The sequence below is a fragment of the Actinocorallia sp. API 0066 genome, from assembly GCF_020991275.1.
GTDB lineage: Bacteria > Actinomycetota > Actinomycetes > Streptosporangiales > Streptosporangiaceae > Actinocorallia.
In genome coordinates, this window is the sequence record NZ_JAJLQY010000018.1 from 39,786 (window position 1) to 57,543 (window position 17,758).

General features: G+C 72.0%; 20 protein-coding genes. 17 read left to right on the top strand and 3 right to left on the bottom strand.

What is annotated here, in order from left to right:
* Positions 1 to 69: 69 nt before the first annotated feature.
* The 15 genes from LO762_RS31480 to LO762_RS31550 all read left to right on the top strand — a co-directional run bounded on the left by LO762_RS31480 (position 70) and on the right by LO762_RS31550 (position 13,940).
* Positions 70 to 468, top strand: a complete 399-nt coding sequence (locus LO762_RS31480; protein ID WP_230619896.1) for a Rieske (2Fe-2S) protein — start codon at positions 70 to 72, stop codon at positions 466 to 468.
* A gap of 50 nt (positions 469 to 518) precedes the next feature.
* Positions 519 to 2,501 carry an excinuclease ABC subunit UvrC gene (gene uvrC / locus LO762_RS31485; RefSeq protein WP_230619897.1) on the top strand — a complete coding sequence of 661 codons (1,983 nt, stop codon included), beginning with the start codon at positions 519 to 521 and terminating at the stop codon, positions 2,499 to 2,501.
* Positions 2,498 to 3,373, top strand: a complete 876-nt coding sequence (gene rapZ / locus LO762_RS31490; RefSeq protein ID WP_230619898.1) for an RNase adapter RapZ — start codon at positions 2,498 to 2,500, stop codon at positions 3,371 to 3,373. The genes uvrC and rapZ overlap by 4 nt, the downstream gene beginning before the upstream one ends.
* 15 nt (positions 3,374 to 3,388) lie before the next feature.
* Positions 3,389 to 4,321: a uridine diphosphate-N-acetylglucosamine-binding protein YvcK gene (yvcK, locus tag LO762_RS31495; protein ID WP_230619985.1), complete on the top strand. Its 933-nt coding sequence runs from the start codon at positions 3,389 to 3,391 to the stop codon at positions 4,319 to 4,321.
* Positions 4,322 to 4,406: 85 nt separating this feature from the next.
* Positions 4,407 to 5,387, top strand: a complete 981-nt coding sequence (gene whiA / locus LO762_RS31500; RefSeq protein WP_230619899.1) for a DNA-binding protein WhiA — start codon at positions 4,407 to 4,409, stop codon at positions 5,385 to 5,387.
* Positions 5,388 to 5,656: 269 nt separating this feature from the next.
* The gene (gap, locus tag LO762_RS31505; protein WP_230619900.1) at positions 5,657 to 6,661 is read left to right on the top strand and encodes a type I glyceraldehyde-3-phosphate dehydrogenase; all 1,005 of its coding nucleotides are present in this window, start codon (positions 5,657 to 5,659) and stop codon (positions 6,659 to 6,661) included.
* Between the two features lie 95 nt (positions 6,662 to 6,756).
* Complete coding sequence (gene pgk / locus LO762_RS31510; RefSeq protein ID WP_304523726.1) at positions 6,757 to 7,944, top strand: phosphoglycerate kinase; 1,188 nt, start codon at positions 6,757 to 6,759, stop codon at positions 7,942 to 7,944.
* A gap of 5 nt (positions 7,945 to 7,949) precedes the next feature.
* Positions 7,950 to 8,735 carry a triose-phosphate isomerase gene (gene tpiA / locus LO762_RS31515; RefSeq protein WP_230619902.1) on the top strand — a complete coding sequence of 262 codons (786 nt, stop codon included), beginning with the start codon at positions 7,950 to 7,952 and terminating at the stop codon, positions 8,733 to 8,735.
* Between the two features lie 153 nt (positions 8,736 to 8,888).
* The gene (gene secG, locus LO762_RS31520) at positions 8,889 to 9,128 is read left to right on the top strand and encodes a preprotein translocase subunit SecG (RefSeq protein ID WP_230619903.1); all 240 of its coding nucleotides are present in this window, start codon (positions 8,889 to 8,891) and stop codon (positions 9,126 to 9,128) included.
* A gap of 84 nt (positions 9,129 to 9,212) precedes the next feature.
* The gene (locus LO762_RS31525) at positions 9,213 to 9,587 is read left to right on the top strand and encodes an RNA polymerase-binding protein RbpA (RefSeq protein WP_230619904.1); all 375 of its coding nucleotides are present in this window, start codon (positions 9,213 to 9,215) and stop codon (positions 9,585 to 9,587) included.
* Positions 9,588 to 9,760: 173 nt separating this feature from the next.
* Complete coding sequence (locus tag LO762_RS31530) at positions 9,761 to 10,111, top strand: VOC family protein (RefSeq protein ID WP_230619905.1); 351 nt, start codon at positions 9,761 to 9,763, stop codon at positions 10,109 to 10,111.
* Positions 10,112 to 10,156: 45 nt separating this feature from the next.
* The gene (locus LO762_RS31535; protein WP_230619906.1) at positions 10,157 to 11,503 is read left to right on the top strand and encodes an NAD(P)/FAD-dependent oxidoreductase; all 1,347 of its coding nucleotides are present in this window, start codon (positions 10,157 to 10,159) and stop codon (positions 11,501 to 11,503) included.
* 82 nt (positions 11,504 to 11,585) lie between these two features.
* Positions 11,586 to 12,164, top strand: a complete 579-nt coding sequence (locus LO762_RS31540; RefSeq protein WP_230619907.1) for an isochorismatase family protein — start codon at positions 11,586 to 11,588, stop codon at positions 12,162 to 12,164.
* Positions 12,165 to 12,171: 7 nt separating this feature from the next.
* Positions 12,172 to 13,095: a GlxA family transcriptional regulator gene (locus tag LO762_RS31545; RefSeq protein WP_230619908.1), complete on the top strand. Its 924-nt coding sequence runs from the start codon at positions 12,172 to 12,174 to the stop codon at positions 13,093 to 13,095.
* Positions 13,096 to 13,193: 98 nt separating this feature from the next.
* The gene (locus tag LO762_RS31550; protein WP_230619909.1) at positions 13,194 to 13,940 is read left to right on the top strand and encodes a hypothetical protein; all 747 of its coding nucleotides are present in this window, start codon (positions 13,194 to 13,196) and stop codon (positions 13,938 to 13,940) included.
* Here LO762_RS31550 and LO762_RS31555 read toward each other — a convergent pair.
* Positions 13,925 to 14,383, bottom strand: coding sequence for a MaoC family dehydratase (locus LO762_RS31555; protein WP_230619910.1), 459 nt, complete (start codon positions 14,381 to 14,383; stop codon positions 13,925 to 13,927). The two genes, LO762_RS31550 and LO762_RS31555, sit on opposite strands and share 16 nt — an antisense overlap.
* A 175-nt stretch (positions 14,384 to 14,558) precedes the next feature.
* Here LO762_RS31555 and LO762_RS31560 point away from each other — a divergent pair, with 175 nt between their 5' ends.
* Positions 14,559 to 15,323, top strand: coding sequence for a dienelactone hydrolase family protein (locus LO762_RS31560; RefSeq protein ID WP_230619911.1), 765 nt, complete (start codon positions 14,559 to 14,561; stop codon positions 15,321 to 15,323).
* 60 nt (positions 15,324 to 15,383) lie between these two features.
* Positions 15,384 to 15,680 carry a DUF6295 family protein gene (locus LO762_RS31565; RefSeq protein ID WP_230619912.1) on the top strand — a complete coding sequence of 99 codons (297 nt, stop codon included), beginning with the start codon at positions 15,384 to 15,386 and terminating at the stop codon, positions 15,678 to 15,680.
* Here the strand turns inward: LO762_RS31565 and LO762_RS31570 are convergent.
* Entirely contained in the window at positions 15,653 to 16,279 is a 627-nt protein-coding gene (locus LO762_RS31570) for a histidine phosphatase family protein (protein ID WP_230619913.1), read from the bottom strand. The two genes, LO762_RS31565 and LO762_RS31570, sit on opposite strands and share 28 nt — an antisense overlap.
* Before the next feature lie 19 nt (positions 16,280 to 16,298).
* Entirely contained in the window at positions 16,299 to 17,699 is a 1,401-nt protein-coding gene (locus LO762_RS31575; RefSeq protein WP_230619914.1) for an FAD-binding oxidoreductase, read from the bottom strand.
* Between the last annotated feature and the right edge of the window lie 59 nt (positions 17,700 to 17,758).

Below are 17,758 nucleotides of genomic sequence, written 5' to 3' on the forward strand. Positions count from 1 at the left end.
GGAGGTGCCTCGGGCGCCTATTCGGGGGGTGGGTCGGAGCAGCGTGGGGGAGGGCCCATGATGGTCTGCATGTCTGACCTCAGCCGTCGTGCCGCGCTCGGGGCGTTCGGGGCCGCCGGGCTCGCGGGCGCCGCCGCCTGCGCGGGACCCTCCGCCCCCACCACACCGCCGAACCTCGCGGGCAGGGAACTGATCAAAGCAGCCGACGTGCCCGTCGGCGGCGGCAAGATCATCGGCGAGCACAAGGTCTTTGTGGTCCAGCCCACCGCCGGCGTCTTCAAGTGCTTCAGCTCGGTCTGCACCCACCGCAACTGCGGCGTGACCGCCCCCCGCGACGGCAAGGTCCACTGCCCCTGCCACGGCAGCGAGTTCGACGCCACCACCGGCGCCGTCACCAAGCCCCCGGCCGCCGCCCCCCTCCGCGAGTACCCCGTCGAAGTCCGCGACGGCGCCATCGTCGTCGTCTGAGGGTGTTCGGAGCGCCCAAAAACGTCACTCACGCCTACTAGTCTGGGCGTGTGGCAGATCCCGCGTCGTATAGGCCCGCTCCCGGGGCGATTCCCGAGTCGCCGGGGGTGTACCGGTTCCGTGACGAGCACGGCCGGGTCGTCTACGTGGGCAAGGCCAAGAACCTGCGGCAGCGGCTGAACTCCTACTTCACCGACCACGCGGCGCTGCATCCGCGCACCCAGAGCATGGTCACCACCGCCGCGTCCGTCACGTGGACGGTGGTGTCCACCGAGGTCGAGGCGCTCCAGCTCGAGTACTCCTGGATCAAGGAGTACGACCCGCGCTTCAACGTCCGCTACCGGGACGACAAGTCCTACCCGTACCTCGCGGTCACCATGAACGAGGAGTACCCGCGCGTCACGGTGATGCGCGGGGCCAAGCGCAAGGGCGTCCGCTACTTCGGGCCCTACTCGCACGCGTGGGCGATCCGCGAGACGGTCGACCTGCTGCTGCGCGTCTTCCCGGTCCGCACGTGCAGCGCCGGGGTGTTCAAGCGGCACGGCCAGATCGGCCGTCCCTGCCTGCTCGGCTACATCGGCAAGTGCTCGGCCCCCTGCGTCGGCCGGATCGACGAGGCGGGCCACCGCGCGCTCGCCGACGACTTCTGCGCGTTCATGGCGGGCGACACCGGCAGGTTCATGAAGCGCCTGGAGCGCGAGATGTACGCCGCCGCCGACGCCGAGGAGTACGAGACGGCGGCCCGCCGCCGCGACGACATCCGCGCGCTGGAGCGCGCCCTGGAGAAGCAGGCCGTCGTGCTGTCCGACAGCACCGACTGCGACGTCATCGCGTTCGCCCGCGACGAGCTGGAGGCCGCCGCCCAGGTCTTCTACGTGCGCGGCGGCCGCATCCGGGGCCAGCGCGGCTGGGTGGTGGACCTCGTGGAGGAGCGCACCACAGCCGACCTCGTCGAGGACTTCCTCATCCAGGCGTACGGCGAGAGCGACGCCGTCCCGCGCGAGGTCCTCGTGCCGGAGCTGCCGCCGGACACCGAGGCGATGGGCGAGCTGCTCGCCGAGGTGCGCGGCGGGCCCGTCCAGGTCAGGGTGCCCAAGCGCGGCGACAAGAAGGAGCTGCTGGGCACCGTCGCGCGCAACGCGCACGAGGCGCTCAAGCAGCACAAGACGCGCCGCGCGGGCGACCTCACCGCGCGCAGCCGCGCCCTGCAGGAGATCCAGGAGGCGCTGGAGCTGGACCAGGCGCCGCTGCGGGTGGAGTGCGTCGACGTCTCCAACCTCCAGGGCACCAACGTCGTCGCGTCCATGGTCGTGTTCGAGGACGGCCTCCCGCGCAAGTCCGAGTACCGCAGGTTCACCATCAAGACGGTGCAGGGCCAGGACGACGTCCGCTCCATCCACGAGGTCGTCACCCGCAGGTTCAAGCGCTACCTGGCGGAGAGCCAGAAGGCGGGAGAGCTGTCACCCGAGGGCATCGCGGGCGAGGACGCCGAAGGGCTGCTGTCGTCCTACGGTTTCGGCGGCGACGCCGACGAGCCCGCCGCGCGTCAGCCGCTCGATCCTGAGACGGGCCGTCCGCGCAAGTTCGCCTACCCGCCCAACCTGCTCGTCATCGACGGCGGCCCGCCGCAGGTCGCCGCCGCCCAGCGCGCGCTGGACGAGCTCGGCATCGACGACATCGCCGTCTGCGGCCTCGCCAAGCGGCTGGAGGAGGTCTGGCTCCCCGGCGAGGAGGACCCGGTGATCCTGCCGCGCACCAGCGAGGGCCTGTACCTGCTCCAGCGGGTCCGCGACGAGGCGCACAGGTTCGCCATCACCTTCCACCGGGCCAAGCGGTCCAAGGCAATGACCGAGAGCGAGCTGGACGCGGTGCCGGGCCTGGGCCCCGCGCGCCGCTCCGCGCTGCTCAAGCACTTCGGCTCGGTGCGGCGGCTCAAGGAGGCGACGCCCGAGCAGATCGCCGAGGTCCCGGGCATCGGGCGCAGAACGGCGGAGTCCATCGCGGCCGCACTTCAGGGGGGATCGACCACATGACACCGCAGCACGTCCCCGACATCGTCATCGTCACCGGCATGTCGGGCGCGGGCCGCAGCACGGCCGCCAAGGCGCTGGAGGACCTCGACTGGTTCGTCGTGGACAACCTCCCGCCCGGCCTGCTCGCCACCATGGCCGACCTGGGCGGACGCGTCCAGGACGCGGTCCCGCGCATCGCCGTCGTCGTGGACGTCCGCAGCCGCGCCTTCACCTCCGACCTGCACTCGGCCACCGCCGAACTGGAGGCGCGCGGGGTGCGGCCCCGCGTCGTGTTCCTGGAGGCGGGCGACGACGCCCTCGTCCGGCGGTTCGAGAGCGTGCGCCGCCCGCACCCGCTCCAGGCCGACGGGCGCATCGTGGACGGCATCGCCCGCGAACGCGCCCAACTGCTGCAGATACGGGCCGAGGCCGACCTCGTCCTGGACACCACCGACCTCAACGTGCACCAGCTCCGCGCCAAGGTGGTCGACTACTTCGGCGACACCGACAGCGAGTCGAGCCTGCGCGCCACCGTCGTGTCCTTCGGCTACAAGTACGGCCTGCCGGTGGACGCCGACCTCGTGGTCGACTGCCGCTTCCTGCCGAACCCGCACTGGGTGCCCGAGCTGCGCCCCCAGTCCGGCAAGGACCCGGGCGTCCGTGACTTCGTGCTGCGCCAGCGCGGAGCCAAGGAGTTCCTCGACGCCTACACCGAGGTGTTGCGCCTCCTGACGGCGGGCTACGAGCGCGAGGGCAAGCACTACGTGACGCTCGCGGTCGGCTGTACCGGGGGCAAGCACCGCAGCGTCGCGATGGCCGAGCAGCTCGGCCAGCGGCTCAGAGACGAGGGAGTGGACGTCCAGGTGGCCCACCGAGACCTCGGCAGGGAGTAAGTGAACAACCCCGGAGTGGTCGCCCTGGGCGGCGGCCATGGCCTCTACGCGTCCCTGTCCGCGCTGCGGAAGGTGACCGACCGGCTCACCGCCGTGGTCACCGTCGCCGACGACGGCGGCTCGTCGGGCAGGCTGCGCCGCGAACTCGGCGTCATCCCGCCCGGCGACCTGCGGATGGCGCTGGCCGCGCTGTGCGGCGACGACCAGTGGGGACGCACCTGGAGCGAGGTCGTCCAGCACCGGTTCCGCAGCCATGGCGACCTGCACGAGCACGCGGTGGGCAACCTCCTCATCGTCGCCCTGTGGGAGCTGCTGGGCGACACCGTCGAGGGTCTCGACTGGGTGGGCCGCCTGCTCGGCGCGCAAGGCAGGGTGCTGCCTATGGCGACGGTCCCGCTCGACATCGTCGCCGACGTCCAGGGCGTCGACCCCGACCGGCCGCTCGACATCACCCGGGTGCGCGGCCAGGTCGCGTGCGCCAGCACGCCCGGCAAGGTCCGCGGCGTCTCCCTGGTGCCCGAGGACCCGCCCGCGAGCCCGCAGGCCCTGGAGGCGATCCACGAGGCCGACTGGGTGGTGTTCGGCCCCGGCTCCTGGTTCACCAGCGTCCTGCCGCACCTGAAGGTCCCCGAACTCCAGCACGCGCTCGTCGAGACGCGGGCGCGCCGCGTGGTCGCGCTGAACCTCGCCCCGCAGCCCGGCGAGACCGACGACTTCTCCCAGCAGGCGCACCTGGACGTCCTGCACGCGCACGCCCCCGACCTGCGGGTGGACGTCGTGCTCGCCGACAAGGGGGTGGTCGAGGACCCGGAGGCGCTCGCCAAGTCCGTCGAGCGGCTCGGCGGCGAGCTCATCCTCGCCGAGGTCGCCATGCGCGACGGCTCGCCCCGGCACGATCCCGCACTCCTGGCCCAAGCTTTCGTACAGATCTTCGCTAGTGGCCGATGAGCGCGCCTGGATCCGGAAGACTGGTGCGGACATTCCGACGCGCGGGGTCAGCCTCTAAAGCTGGCGGGGGGAGAAGAGGTAGCGCATGGCGATGACCGGCGTGGTGAAGGACGAACTCAGCCGGCTGCCCATCATGAAACCGTGCTGCCGCAAGGCCGAGGTGTCGACGGTCCTGCGGTTCGCGGGCGGGCTGCACCTGGTGAGCGGCAGGATCGTGATCGAGGCCGAGCTCGACACCGGGGCCGCCGCGCGCCGACTGCGCAAGGACATCGCCGAGGTCTTCGGACACACCTCCGACGTCATCGTGCTCGCGCCCAGCGGCCTGCGCAAGGGCAACCGCTACGTGGTGCGGGTGATCCGCGACGGCGAGTCCCTGGCCCGGCAGACGGGCCTGATCGACAACCACGGCCGTCCGGTGCGCGGCCTGCCGCGGCACGTCGTGGCGGGCGCGGCCTGCGACGCCGAGTCGGCGTGGCGCGGCGCGTTCCTCGCGCACGGCTCGCTGACCGAACCCGGCCGCTCCATGTCGATGGAGATCACCTGCCCCGGGCCGGAGGCGGCGCTCGCCCTCGTCGGCGCGGCGCGGCGGCTGCGGATCAACGCCAAGAACCGCGAGGTGCGCGGCGTGGACCGGGTGGTGGTCCGCGACGGCGACGCGATCTCCGCGCTGCTCACCCGGCTCGGCGCGCACGACAGCGTGCTGGCCTGGGAGGAGCGGCGGATGCGCCGCGAGGTGCGGGCGACCGCCAACCGCCTCGCCAACTTCGACGACGCCAACCTGCGCCGCTCGGCGCGGGCCGCCGTCGCCGCGGGGGCGCGGGTGGCCAGGGCGATGGAGATCCTCGGTGAGGACGCCCCCGAGCACCTCATCGCCGCGGGCAGGCTGCGCCTGGAGCACAAGCAGGCGTCGCTGGAGGAACTCGGGCAGCTCGCCTCGCCGCCGCTCACCAAGGACGCCATCGCCGGCCGCATCCGGCGGCTGCTCGCGATGGCGGACAAACGCGCGGCCGATCTCGGACTTCCCGGGACAGAGGCGAATCTCACCCCGGACATGCTCGTCCCCTGACCCCGCGCCGGACACCCGTGACGGCACCGAGAGCAGGGCCCGCTGCTCACACCGCTGGTCTAAACCAGACCTCTATACCAATCTGGTCTAGACCTCTGGGATCATGTCGCAGGTGAGCGCATCTCCCCAACGCAGGGGAGGCGCGTTCACCCTTCGGCTCAGCCCGGACCAGGTGCCAGACGCGGGCGTCCCGTTCGGTAGGGTCGGCGGAGAAACAGGGCGGTGAGTGAACCCGGTCCTGGTAGCAGACGCAACGCATGAGGAGAGTCGTGACCATCCGAGTAGGCATCAACGGCTTTGGCCGGATCGGCCGCAACTTCTACCGCGCCGTCAAGGCGAGCGGCGCCGACATCGACATCGTCGCCGTGAACGACCTGACCGACACCGCGACCCTCGCGCACCTGCTCAAGTACGACAGCATCCTCGGCCGCTTCCCCGAGGAAGTGAAGGCCGGCGCCGGCGAGATCATCGTCGGCGGCAAGGCCATCAAGGTGTTCGCGGACCGCGACCCCGCGAACCTGCCCTGGGGCGAGGTCGGCGTCGACATCGTCGTGGAGTCCACCGGCTTCTTCACCGACGCCAACAAGGCCAAGGTGCACGCCGAGAACGGCGCCAAGAAGGTCATCATCTCCGCGCCCGCCAAGAACGAGGACATCACCGTCGTCCTCGGCGCGAACGACGACCTGTACGACCCGGCCCAGCACACGGTCATCTCCAACGCGTCCTGCACCACCAACTGCCTGGCGCCGCTGGCCAAGGTCCTGAACGACACGTTCGGGATCGAGAAGGGCCTGATGACCACGATCCACGCCTACACCCAGGACCAGAACCTCCAGGACGCCCCGCACAGCGACCTGCGCCGCGCCCGCGCCGCCGCGCTGAACATCGTCCCGACCTCCACCGGCGCCGCCAAGGCGATCGGCCTGGTCCTGCCCGAGCTGAAGGGCAAGCTGGACGGCTACGCGCTGCGCGTGCCGATCCCCACCGGCTCGGCCACCGACCTCACCGTCGAGCTGGCGCGCGAGACCACCGTGGACGAGGTCAACGCCGCGTTCAAGGCCGCCGCCGAGGGCCCGCTCAAGGGCTACCTCACCTACACCGAGGACCCGATCGTCTCCTCCGACATCGTGACCGACCCGTCCTCCTGCATCTTCGACTCGGGCCTGACCAAGGTCATCGGCAACCAGGTCAAGGTCGTCGGCTGGTACGACAACGAGTGGGGCTACTCCAACCGCCTCGTCGACCTCGTCAAGCTCGTCGGCGAGAGCCTGTAAGGGTTCTTCGTCGACCGGACGGGGTCCTTCTCGTGAGGAGGGGCCCCGTCCGTCGGTTGTGGCCGGTAAGCGCTTCTCTGGGTGAGGGGTTGGACATGAAGACGGTTGAGGAACTCGACGTTCGCGGCAAGAAGGTGCTGGTCCGGGCGGACCTGAACGTGCCGCTGCAGGACGGGCGGATCACCGACGACGGGCGGATCCGGGCGAGCCTGCCCACGATCCGGCAGCTCGTCGACAAGGGCGCGCGGGTCGTCGTCGTGGCGCACCTGGGCCGGCCCAAGGGCGAGCCGAAGCCGGAGTTCTCGCTGGCGCCGGTCGCCGGACGCCTCGCCGAACTGCTCGGCCAGGGCGTCGCGTTCGCCTCCGACACGGTCGGCGAGTCCGCCAAGGCGGTCGTCGCGGCGCTCGGCGACGGCGAGGTCGCGCTGCTGGAGAACCTGCGGTTCAACGCGGGCGAGACCGCCAAGGACGACGCCGAGCGCGGCGCGTTCGCCGACAGGCTGGCCGCGCTCGCCGACGTGTACGTGGGCGACGGGTTCGGCGCCGTGCACCGCAAGCACGCCTCCGTCTACGACGTGCCGCGGCGCCTCCCGCACGCCGCGGGCGGCCTCATCGCCACCGAGGTCGGCGTGCTGAGGAAGCTCACCGAGGACGTCCAGCGGCCCTACGCGGTGGTGCTCGGCGGCTCCAAGGTCTCCGACAAGCTCGGCGTCATCGACAACCTGCTGGAGACGGCAGACCGCATCCTCGTCGGCGGTGGCATGGTCTTCACCTTCCTCAAGGCCAAGGGCCACGAGGTCGGCAAGTCGCTGCTCGAAGAGGACCAGATCCCGGTCGTCCTGGACTACCTCGCGCGCGCCGAGGCCAAGGGCGTCGAGTTTGTCCTGCCGGTCGACATCGTCGCGGCGACCGCCTTCGCCGCCGACGCCGATCACGACGTCGTCGCGGCCGAGGCGATCCCCGCCGACCGGCTCGGCCTGGACATCGGCCCCGAGTCCGGCAAGCTGTTCGCCGCCCGCCTCGCCGACGCCAAGACGGTGTTCTGGAACGGCCCGATGGGCGTGTTCGAACTGGAGCCGTACTCGCACGGCACCCGCGCCGTCGCGCAGGGCCTCATCGACTCGGGCGCGTTCACCGTCGTCGGCGGCGGCGACTCCGCGGCGGCCGTGCGCACCCTCGGTTTTGACGAGGCGGCCTTCTCCCACATCTCGACCGGCGGCGGCGCCAGCCTCGAGTACCTCGAAGGCAAGACCCTGCCCGGCCTGCAAGCTCTGGAGGACTGATCCGTATGGCCCGCAAGCCCCTCATGGCCGGCAACTGGAAGATGCACAACAACCACCTCGAGGCGATCGCGCTGGTGCAGAAGCTCGCGTTCGCGCTCAAGGAGAAGGACCACGAGGCCGTCGAGATCGCGGTGCTGCCGCCGTTCACCGACCTCAGGTCCGTGCAGACCCTCGTGGACGCCGACAAGCTGCACCTCGCCTACGGCTCGCAGGACATCTCCGCGCACGACAAGGGCGCCTACACCGGTGAGATCGCCGGGTCGATGCTGGCCAAGCTCGGCTGCACCTTCGCCACGATCGGGCACTCCGAGCGCCGCCAGTACCACAACGAGGACGACGCCCTCGTCAACGCCAAGACCAAGGCGGCGCTGAAGAACGGGCTGACCCCGATCGTCTGTGTCGGTGAGGGCCTGGACGTCCGCAGGGCGGGCGAGCAGGTGCCCTACACGCTCGCCCAGGTGGACGGCGCCCTGGAGGGCCTGACGGCGGAACAGGCCAGGACCGTCGTCATCGCCTACGAGCCCGTCTGGGCGATCGGCACCGGCGAGGTCGCCACCCCGGCGGACGCGCAGGAGGTCTGCGGCGCGATCCGGGGCCGACTGGCCAAGCTGTACGACACCGAGGTGGCCGACGCCGTGCGGATCCTCTACGGTGGCTCGGTGAAGTCCGGTAACGTGGCGGGGATCATGGCGCAGCCCGACGTGGACGGCGGTCTCATCGGCGGGGCGGCGCTGGACGCCGAGGAATTCGTCAAGATCTGCCGATACCGGGACCTTCCGGTGGTGAGCTGAAGCCAAACTTGCGCCCCCGAAGGGTGGGTTCTGCTGAACCACCGGCTGGTTCGTCGTACCCTTCATAGCGGCAGGTAAACCCAACGTCCTGCCGGACCGTCCTATACATTCGAACGAGCCCCGCGCCGCGGGGCGGCTCAGAAGGCGCAAACCGTGATTCTTGCAACCTCGATCGTGCTGATCATCACGAGCCTGCTCATGGTGGTGCTCGTGCTGCTGCACAAGGGCAAGGGCGGGGGCCTGTCCGACATGTTCGGCGGCGGCATCTCGTCCTCGCTCGGCGGATCGTCGGTCGTCGAGCGCAATCTGGACCGTCTCACGATCGGCACCGGACTCATCTGGTTCGCCGCCATCGTGGTGCTCGGCTTCCTGTTCAAGGCCAAGGGCCTCTGACGCAGGCGCCTACGGGCCGCATTCATTTGGAGAACGCGCCGGGAGCCTGGCTCCCGGCGCGCGTGATTGACTTGAGGAGTGTCCGTGGCTAGTGGCAGTGCCATTCGCGGCAGCAGGGTCGGCGCAGGCCCCATGGGCGAGGCGGAGCGCGGCGAAGCCGCCCCGCGCGTCATCGTCAGCTTCTACTGCGCCAACAAGCACGAGACCCGGCCCAGCTTCGCCAGCGACTGCCAGGTCCCCGACACCTGGGACTGCCCGCGCTGCGGCCTGCCCGCCGGCACCGACGCCGCCAACCCGCCGGCGGCGCCGAAGAACGAGCCGTACAAGACCCACCTGGCCTACGTGAAGGAGCGCCGCTCCGACGCCGACGGCCAGGCGATCCTGGAGGAGGCGCTCGGCAAGCTGCGCGAGCAGCGCCGCCTCGTCCAGGCCGCGATGGCCGCGGCGGCCCGCAACTAGGACCGCACGACGAAGACCCCCGCCGGGGGGCGCTCCCGACGTGGTCGGGTCGCCTCCGGGCGAACAGACCCGGACCCGTTTCGCGACGGGCCCGGGTTTTTGTGTTCCGGTTCGCGACCGGCACGGGCTCTGTGTTCCGGGAAATGTCAGCGGCGTTCGCTAGTGTGTTCGGCATGACATTGAGTTTGGGAGCGGTGACCGTCGACTGCACGGAGCCGAAGAACCTGGCGCACTGGTGGGCGAAGGCCCTGAACGGCGAGATCACCATGGACTACGGGTCCTACGTCACCGTGGCGGGGTCCGGGCTGGTGCTGTCCTTCCAGGAGGTCGGGGAGCCGACGCCGGGCAAGAACCGGGCGCACGTGGACTTCAGGTCCGACGACAGGCTCGGCGACGTCGCGCGGCTCAAGGGCCTGGGCGCGGTCGAGGTGGCCGAGCACGAGGTGCCGGGGCTCGCCTGGACGGTCCTGGCCGACCCGGAGGGCAACCGGTTCTGCGTGGCCGAGGAGCGCCCGGTGGGGTGACCGGAACAGCTGATTCTTCGCCGGGAACGGGGTAGGAGACCCGACATGGCCGGAGTCGAAGAAGCTGACGTGGTGGTGGTGGGCCTGGGTCCGGGCGGGGAGAACGCCGCCGGGCTGCTCGCCGAGGCGGGGCTGGACGTGGTCGCCGTCGAGGCGGGGCTCGTCGGGGGTGAGTGCCCGTACTACGGGTGTGTGCCGACCAAGATGCTGGTGCGGGCGGCGGAGACCCTCGGCGAGGCCCGCCGGGTGGATCGCCTGGCGGGGCGGGCCCGGGTCGAGCCGGACTACCGGGTGCCCGCCACCCGCGTCCGCGACGAGGCGACCGACGGCTGGCACGACAAGGCCGCCGCCGACAGGCTCACCGGCAAGGGCGTCAGGCTCGTGCGCGGGTACGGGACGCTGACCGGGCCGCGCGAGGTCGCCGTCGGCGGCCGGGTGTTCCGGGGGCGGCGCGGCGTGCTGCTCAACCCCGGCACCGAACCGGCCGTGCCGCCGATCGACGGCCTCGCGGGCACCCCGTTCTGGACCAACCGGGACGCGGTGAAGGCCCACGAGGCGCCGCGCTCGCTCGTTGTGCTGGGCGGCGGGGCGATCGGCGTCGAGCTGGCCCAGGTCTACGCCAGGTTCGGCACCGAGGTGACGCTCGTGGAGGGCGCCGAACGGCTCATCGCCACCCACGAGCCGGAGGCGGGCGAACTACTCGGCAGGGTCTTCGCCGCCGAGGGCATCACCGTGCACACCGGCACCCGCGCCTCCCGCGTCGAGCACAGCTCGGAGGGCTTCGGGTTGGAGTTCGGCGGCGGGAGTGTGAGCGGGGAGCGGCTGCTGGTCGCCACCGGCCGTAGGACGGACCTGGAGCGCCTCGGGGTGGCTTCCGTGGGTCTGGACCCCAGGGCGCGCTCCATCCCCGTGGACGGCAGGATGCGGGCCGGGGACGGCCTGTGGGCGATCGGCGACGTGGTGGGCGAGGGCGCCTTCACCCACGTGTCGATGTACCAGTCTGCCGTCGCGGTCCGCGACATCCTCGGGCAGGACGGGCCCGAGGCCGACTACCACGCGCTCCCGCACGTCACCTTCACCGATCCGGAGATCGGCGTCGTCGGGGTCACCGAGGCGCAGGCCCGCGCGCACGGCAGGCCGGTCCGCACCACGCTGACCCCGATCACCGAATCCACCCGCGGCTGGATCCACGAGGCCGAGGGCTTCCTGAAGCTCGTCGCTGACGGCGACCACCTCGTCGGCGCCACCGTCGCGGCCCCCTACGGCGGCGAGATCATGGGCTTCCTGGCCCTTGCCGTGCAGGCCCGCGTCCCCCTCGGGACCCTCAGGCACATGATGTACGCCTACCCGACCTTCTACCGGGTGATCGAAACCGGCCTCCAGGACCTCTGACCTCGGGCGTGACCGGATCGGTCCGGGGCGGGGCGGGTTCGTGGCTGGGAAGGGGAGGGGCGGGCGGGGGAGGATCGGGGGTATGACACGAGCGCATCTGATCATTGACGTGCAGGAGTCGTTCCGGGCGCTGCCCTCGTGGGGCGCGATCTCGGATCCGGAGATCGCGAAGTCCGTCGGACGGCTGGTGGACGGGGCGCGGGAGCGGGGCGAACTCGTCGTCTGGGTGCTGCACGCCGTCCCCGGGCTCGGGCCGTTCGACCCGGCCAGCGGCCTCGTCAAGCTCCTGGACGGGCTTGAGGTCCGGGAGGGCGAGCCGGTCGTGCACAAGTCCGCGCACAACGCCTTCACCACGACGGGCCTGCAACGGCTCCTCACCCAGTTCGGCGTCACCGAGGTCAGCGTGAGCGGCATCAGGGCCGAGCAGTGTGTGGAGACGACCGCGCGGGTCGCCGCCGATCTGGGGTTCGGTGTCCTGTTCGTGCGGGACGCCGTCGCGACCCATCCGCTGGGCGCGCCGGGCGGCCCCGTCGAGCGGTCCGCCGAGGACCTGCTGGCCGACCCCGAGGCGCTTCCGGCGGCCGAGGTGATCCGCCGCACCGAGTACGCGCTCTCCGGCAGGTTCGCCAGGATCGTCACGGTGGACGAAGCCCTAGACTGACCGGATCATGCCGAAGGTCGTCTTCCTGCTGCTGCCCGGCGTGCACCTGCTCGACCTGGGCGGGCCCGCGCAGGTGTTCTCCTCCGCGACGGCCCTCGGTTTCCCGTACACGCTGCACTACGTGGGGGAGGGCGGCACCGTCCCGTCCCACCAGGGCCTCCCCCTCGCGACTGAGGCGGAGTGGCCGGAACTGGACCCCGACGACCTCGTGCTGGTGCCCGGATGGCACGGGCGGCGCCGGATGGGCCCGGAGGCGGCGCGACGGCTCGCGGCGCACCACACGGCGGGCGGCACTGTCGCGAGCGTCTGCGCGGGCGCGGACGCGCTCGGCGCGGCGGGCCTCCTGGACGGCCGCCGCTGCACCACCCACCACGAGCTGCAGGACTGGCTGGCCCACCGCTACCCGAAGGCCACGGTCGTCCGGGACATCCTCTTTGTCGTGGACGACCGGGTGATCACGTCGGCGGGGATCGCCAGCGGCACCGACCTCGCCCTGCACCTCGTCGCCCAGCGGCACGGACCGGCCGCCGCCGCGCGGGTGGCCCGCGCGATGGTCGTCTACGTGCGGCGCAACGGCGACGAGCCGCAGACGAGCGTGATGCTCAGGCACCGGGCGCACCTGTCGGACGCGGTGCACCGGGTCCAGGACCTCATCGACGCGAGGTTCCACGAGCCCCTGACCCTCGCCGGGCTCGCCGCCCACGCCGACGTCAGCACCCGCACCCTGACCCGCCGCTTCGTCGCGGCGACCGGCCTGACGCCGCTGCGCTACCAGCAGGAGCTGCGTGCCGAGCACGCCGAAAGGCTCATCGCCAGGGGCGGCACCGTCGAGGCCGCCGCCCACGCCGTCGGCTTCCGCGACGCCCGCATGCTCCGCCGCCTCCGCGCCCGTGCCCGCGCGACACCCCCGCAACCCGGCACCACCCTCTGACCCCTCCGGGGACCCCGTCCAAAGGAGGAGTGTGGAGTGGGCGGAACCCGCTTTTTGGCGGATCCGGCGGGTGGGGCGGCGTGGGTAGCGTGACGGCCATGGAAGCGGGGGTCTCGGAAACACACGTGCTCGACCACAACGGACGCAGGTACGAGCTGGAGTGCGCCGCGAAGGGGGCGCTGGGGAACGCCGTCGTGCTCCGGGTGGACGGCGAGGTGGTGGCGGAGGGCGCGAAGGAGTTGGAGCCGGTCAGGCTGGAGCGGGACGGGCTCAGCGTCGAGGTGCGGTTCGACCTCCGGCACCGGGTCAAACGGATCAGGGCGAAGGACGGCGACCGCGACGTCCACTTCACGCCGCCGCCCGGCACGTTGCTGGCGAGGCTGGAGCGCTGGGAGCGGGAGCGGCCCGTGCTCTACGCGTCGCGGCACGTGCTGCTGGCGCTCGGCCAGGTGGTCCTCCCGCTGCTCGGGATCGGCGCGCTGCTCCGGCTGCTCATCCCGAACATCGACCTCCCACGGATCGACCTGCCCGACATCCCCTTCCCCGACCTGCCGGACCTGCCGGACTTCCCCGACATCCTCCCGGACATCGACCTGCCCGACCTCGTCCTGCCCGGCTGGATGCAGACGGCGGCCCAGGCGCTGAAGTTCGTCGTCCCCGTCCTCATCGCCCTCGGCGTCGCCGCCAACGAGATCAAGAAGAACCGCCGCAAGCACGCGGCCCGGCAGCACGAGGCGAACCCCGGTGTGGGGCCCGGAGACGGCGGTCAGACGAACCCGCACGAGCACGCGGCACGGGACGAGGAGCGGTCGGGGGACGAGGCGGGCGGTCAGCTGTCGCGGTAGAGGGCGAGGACCTCGGCGACGCAGGCGGGACGGCGCTGCCCGTCGATCTCGATGGTGACCTTGAGCGTGCCGAGCTTGCCCGCCGGGGAGTTCTTCAGATCCGCGAGCACCGCCTTGGCGCGCACCTTCGACCCGACGGTGACGGGCGTGTGGAAGCGGACCTTGTTGAGGCCGAAGTTGACGACCATGGTGAGGGACTCGACGGTGAAGATCTGCACGACGTGCGCGGTGACGAGGCTGAGGGTCAGGTAGCCGTGCGCGATGGTGCCGCCGAAGGGGCTCTCGGCGGCGGCCCGCTCGGGGTCCACGTGGATCCACTGGTGGTCGCCGGTCGCGTCCGCGAACTTGTCGACCTGCGCCTGGGTGATCTCCTGCCAGTCGCTGTACCCCAGGTCCTCTCCGACGGCGGCGGCGAACTCGTCAAGGTCGGCGAACGTACGCATGTGCTGGTCTCCTAGCGGATTGGCCTGATCTGGGCTATTCCAGCACGCCCGCCCGCCCCCGCGCGAACCAGGCCGTGTTCCTCGGCCCGTGGGCCGGGCCCGCGAAGCGTCCGGCCCACGGGCGGGAGCGGCGGGCCTCGTGGACGTGGTCGGGGATCTCTGATATCCGGGGCCGATGAATTCCAACATCGACTCCGCCGACGCGTTCACCTCGGGCACCGTGCCGCTGCCCGGACACGACGGCGACGAGATCGAGGCGTACGTCGCCCGTCCGCTGGCGGCCGAGCACCGTGGCGGTGTCGTCGTCATCCACCACATGCCGGGGTACGACGCGCCCACCAAGGAGATCACCCGTAGGTTCGCCGCCGAGGGCTACAACGCCGTCATGCCGAACCTGCACTTCCGGGACGCGCCGGGCGCCGACCCGGACGACGCGGCGGCGGCGAGCCGCGCGCGCGGCGGGGTGCCGGACGCCCGGCTCGTCGGCGACGTCGCGGGCGCCGCCGCCCATCTGCGCGGCCTGCCGAACAGCAACGGGAAGGTCGGCGTCATCGGGTTCTGCTCGGGTGGCCGCCAGGCGTTCCTCGCGGCCTGCTCGCTCGATCTGGACGCCGCGGTGGACTGCTACGGCGCGTTCGTCACGGCGCACTCGCCGGACGGCTTCCCGATCACCGTGCGGCCGGTGGTGGGCCTGGCCCCTGGCCTGTCGTGCCCGCTGCTCGGCCTGTTCGGCGCGGACGACAAGTTCCCGTCGCCGGGCGAGACGGCGGAGCTGTCGGCGGTCCTCGCCGAGTTGGGCAAGGAGTTCGAGTTCCACACCTACGAGGGCGCGGGCCACGCGTTCTTCGCGGTGAACCGGCCCGCCTACCAGCCGGAGGCCGCCGTCGCGGGTTGGGAGCGCGTCCTGGACTTCTTCGGCAGGCACCTGTCCGACGGATGACGCGGGTGGACACGAGCGGGGGCGGCGCCCGCCCCCGCCCTCCCGTGGCAGGCTGGACGCATGTGCACCCACCACACCGAGTTCGCCCCGCTGGAGGGCAGTGCCAAGGGCAGGGACGGCTGGTTCGCCGTCACGCAGGCCGCCGTCTATGTGGACCACCCCTACCACGCGCAGCTTGAGCACTCGGTGAACATCGACTTCACCGCGCCGGGGCTGGGCCCGTCCGCGCGGGTCGCGGTCGAGCTGACCGAGGAGTCGGCGCGGGCGCTGGTCGGCGCGATCGAGGCGGCGCTGGCGGCGGCCCCGCCGGGGCTGGCCGCGAAGGGCGGTCAGTCCAGGAACGACACGTCGTTGTAGACGACGGGTTCGCCGTCCTTCCAGTGCGAGACGGACGCGTTGGCGACGGTCTCCTTCTCGATCTCCATCACCTCGGCCTCCGACAGGCCCTCGACGATGTAGCGGACGAGCACGATCACGGCGTCGTGCGCGCCGATGAGGACCCTGCCGTCGGCGGGCAGTTCGGCGAGGACCGTGCGCAGCCGCAACGCCACGTCGGCCCAGGACTCGCCGCCGGGCGGCCGGTAGTAGAACTTGCCGAGCCGCCGCTGCTCGGCGTGCTCGGCGGGCAGCCGCCGCCGGACGCCCTCGGGGGTGAGCCTGGCGAACACGCCCATGTCGCGGTCGCGCAGCCGCTCGTCCACCCGGATGTCGGTGCGGCCGGTCGCTATCCGCACCGTCTCCAGCGCGCGCACGTACGGCGACGACAGCACGAGGGTCGGCTCCGGGAACCCGGCGAGCCATCTGCCCACGGCCGCCGCCTGGTCCCTGCCGCGCGGTGAGAGCGGGATGTCGGCCTCCCGCTCGGGGACGTCGAAGGTGTCCGCGTCCGCGCGGATCGCGGCCTCGCGCGCGGCGTTGCCCGTGCTCTCCCCGTGCCGGACCAGCATGAGCTCCATGCGGGGAGCCTACCCGCGCTCAGCGTCCGGAGATCAGGTCCGCGAGCAGCGCGACCTTCGACGTCTTGCGCAGGCCGCGTTCACGCGCGTCGGCCCGCTTGTAGAGCGCGTACATGAGCTGGACGCCGAGCCAGCGCAGCGGCTCGGGCTCCCAGGGCCGCACGTGCCAGCCGACCCACGGCATGTCGGTGAGGTCGGTGTGCTCGCCCAGAACCAGGTCGCGCAGGGTGCGTCCGGCGAGGTTGGTGGTGGCGACGCCGTGGCCGGTGTACCCGCCGGCGTGGCCGAGGCCGCTGCGCCGGTCGAGCGCGGCCGTCGAGCACCAGTCGCGCGGCACCGCGAGCACGCCGGACCAGGCGTGCGCGACGGGCACCCGCGCGGCGGCCGGGAAGAAGTCGGCCAGGAGGGTGTGCAGTTGCCTTACCGTCCGTTCCGGGGTGCGGCCCGCGTCGTCGATGCGGGAGCCGTACCTGTAGGGCTTGCCTCGCCCGCCGAAGGCGATGCGCCCGTCTGCGGTGCGCTGGGCGTACATGTAGTAGTGGGCCATGTCGCCGAGCAGCTCCGCGCCGTGCCAGCCGATCTCGTCCAGGACGGACTCGGGCAGCGGGTCGGTGACGATCATCGAGCTGTTCATCGGCAGCCAGTCGCGGTGCAGCGGCCGGAACGCGGCGGTGAACCCCTCGGTCGCCCGGATGACGTACTCGGCCGTCACCCTGCCGTAGGGCGTCAGCGCGGCCGCCGACGAGGTGATCGACCGGGGCCGCAGCGCGGTGACCTCGGTGCCCTCGTACAGCTCGACCCCGAGGTCGCGGACGACCCGCGCCAGGCCGCGCACCAGCTTGGCGGGCTGCACGCGGGCGCAGTGCGGGGTGTACATGGCGTCCACCGCGCCCGCGACCCGGACCCGCTCGCCCGGCTCGACCAGCCGCAGGTCGTCCTCGCCCCAGCCCCACCCGCGCGCGTGCTCGACCTCCTGCCGCATCCGCCAGCGCTGCGCCCGGTTCCGCGCGACGGTGACGAGGCCGTCGTGCGCGAGGTCGGCCTCGATGCCCTCCTTGGCCGCGACGTCCACGACCTCGCCGACGGTCGCGAACATCTCCCGCTGGAGCCGGACCACCGCGTCCCTGCCGAACCTGTCGGCGTAGGCGGTGGGCGAGCCCGCCAGTTCCCCGACGACCCAGCCGCCGTTGCGCCCGGACGCGCCGAACCCGGCGAACTCCTTCTCCAGGATGACGATCCGGAGGTCGGGCCGCGCCTTCTTCAGGTAGTAGGCGGTCCACAGCCCTGTGTAGCCCGCGCCGACGAGGCAGACGTCGGCCTGGAGCGATCCGGGCAGCCGCGCCGCGGGGGCGGGCAGGCCGGTCTCGCCGAACCAGTGGGACACCGCGCCGTTCACCATCGGGCCGTTCACAAAAGGCATGGTCACATCCTGCTTTATCCGTCGCCCGCGCGCATCACGCGGAGTCCGGGCGGCGCCCC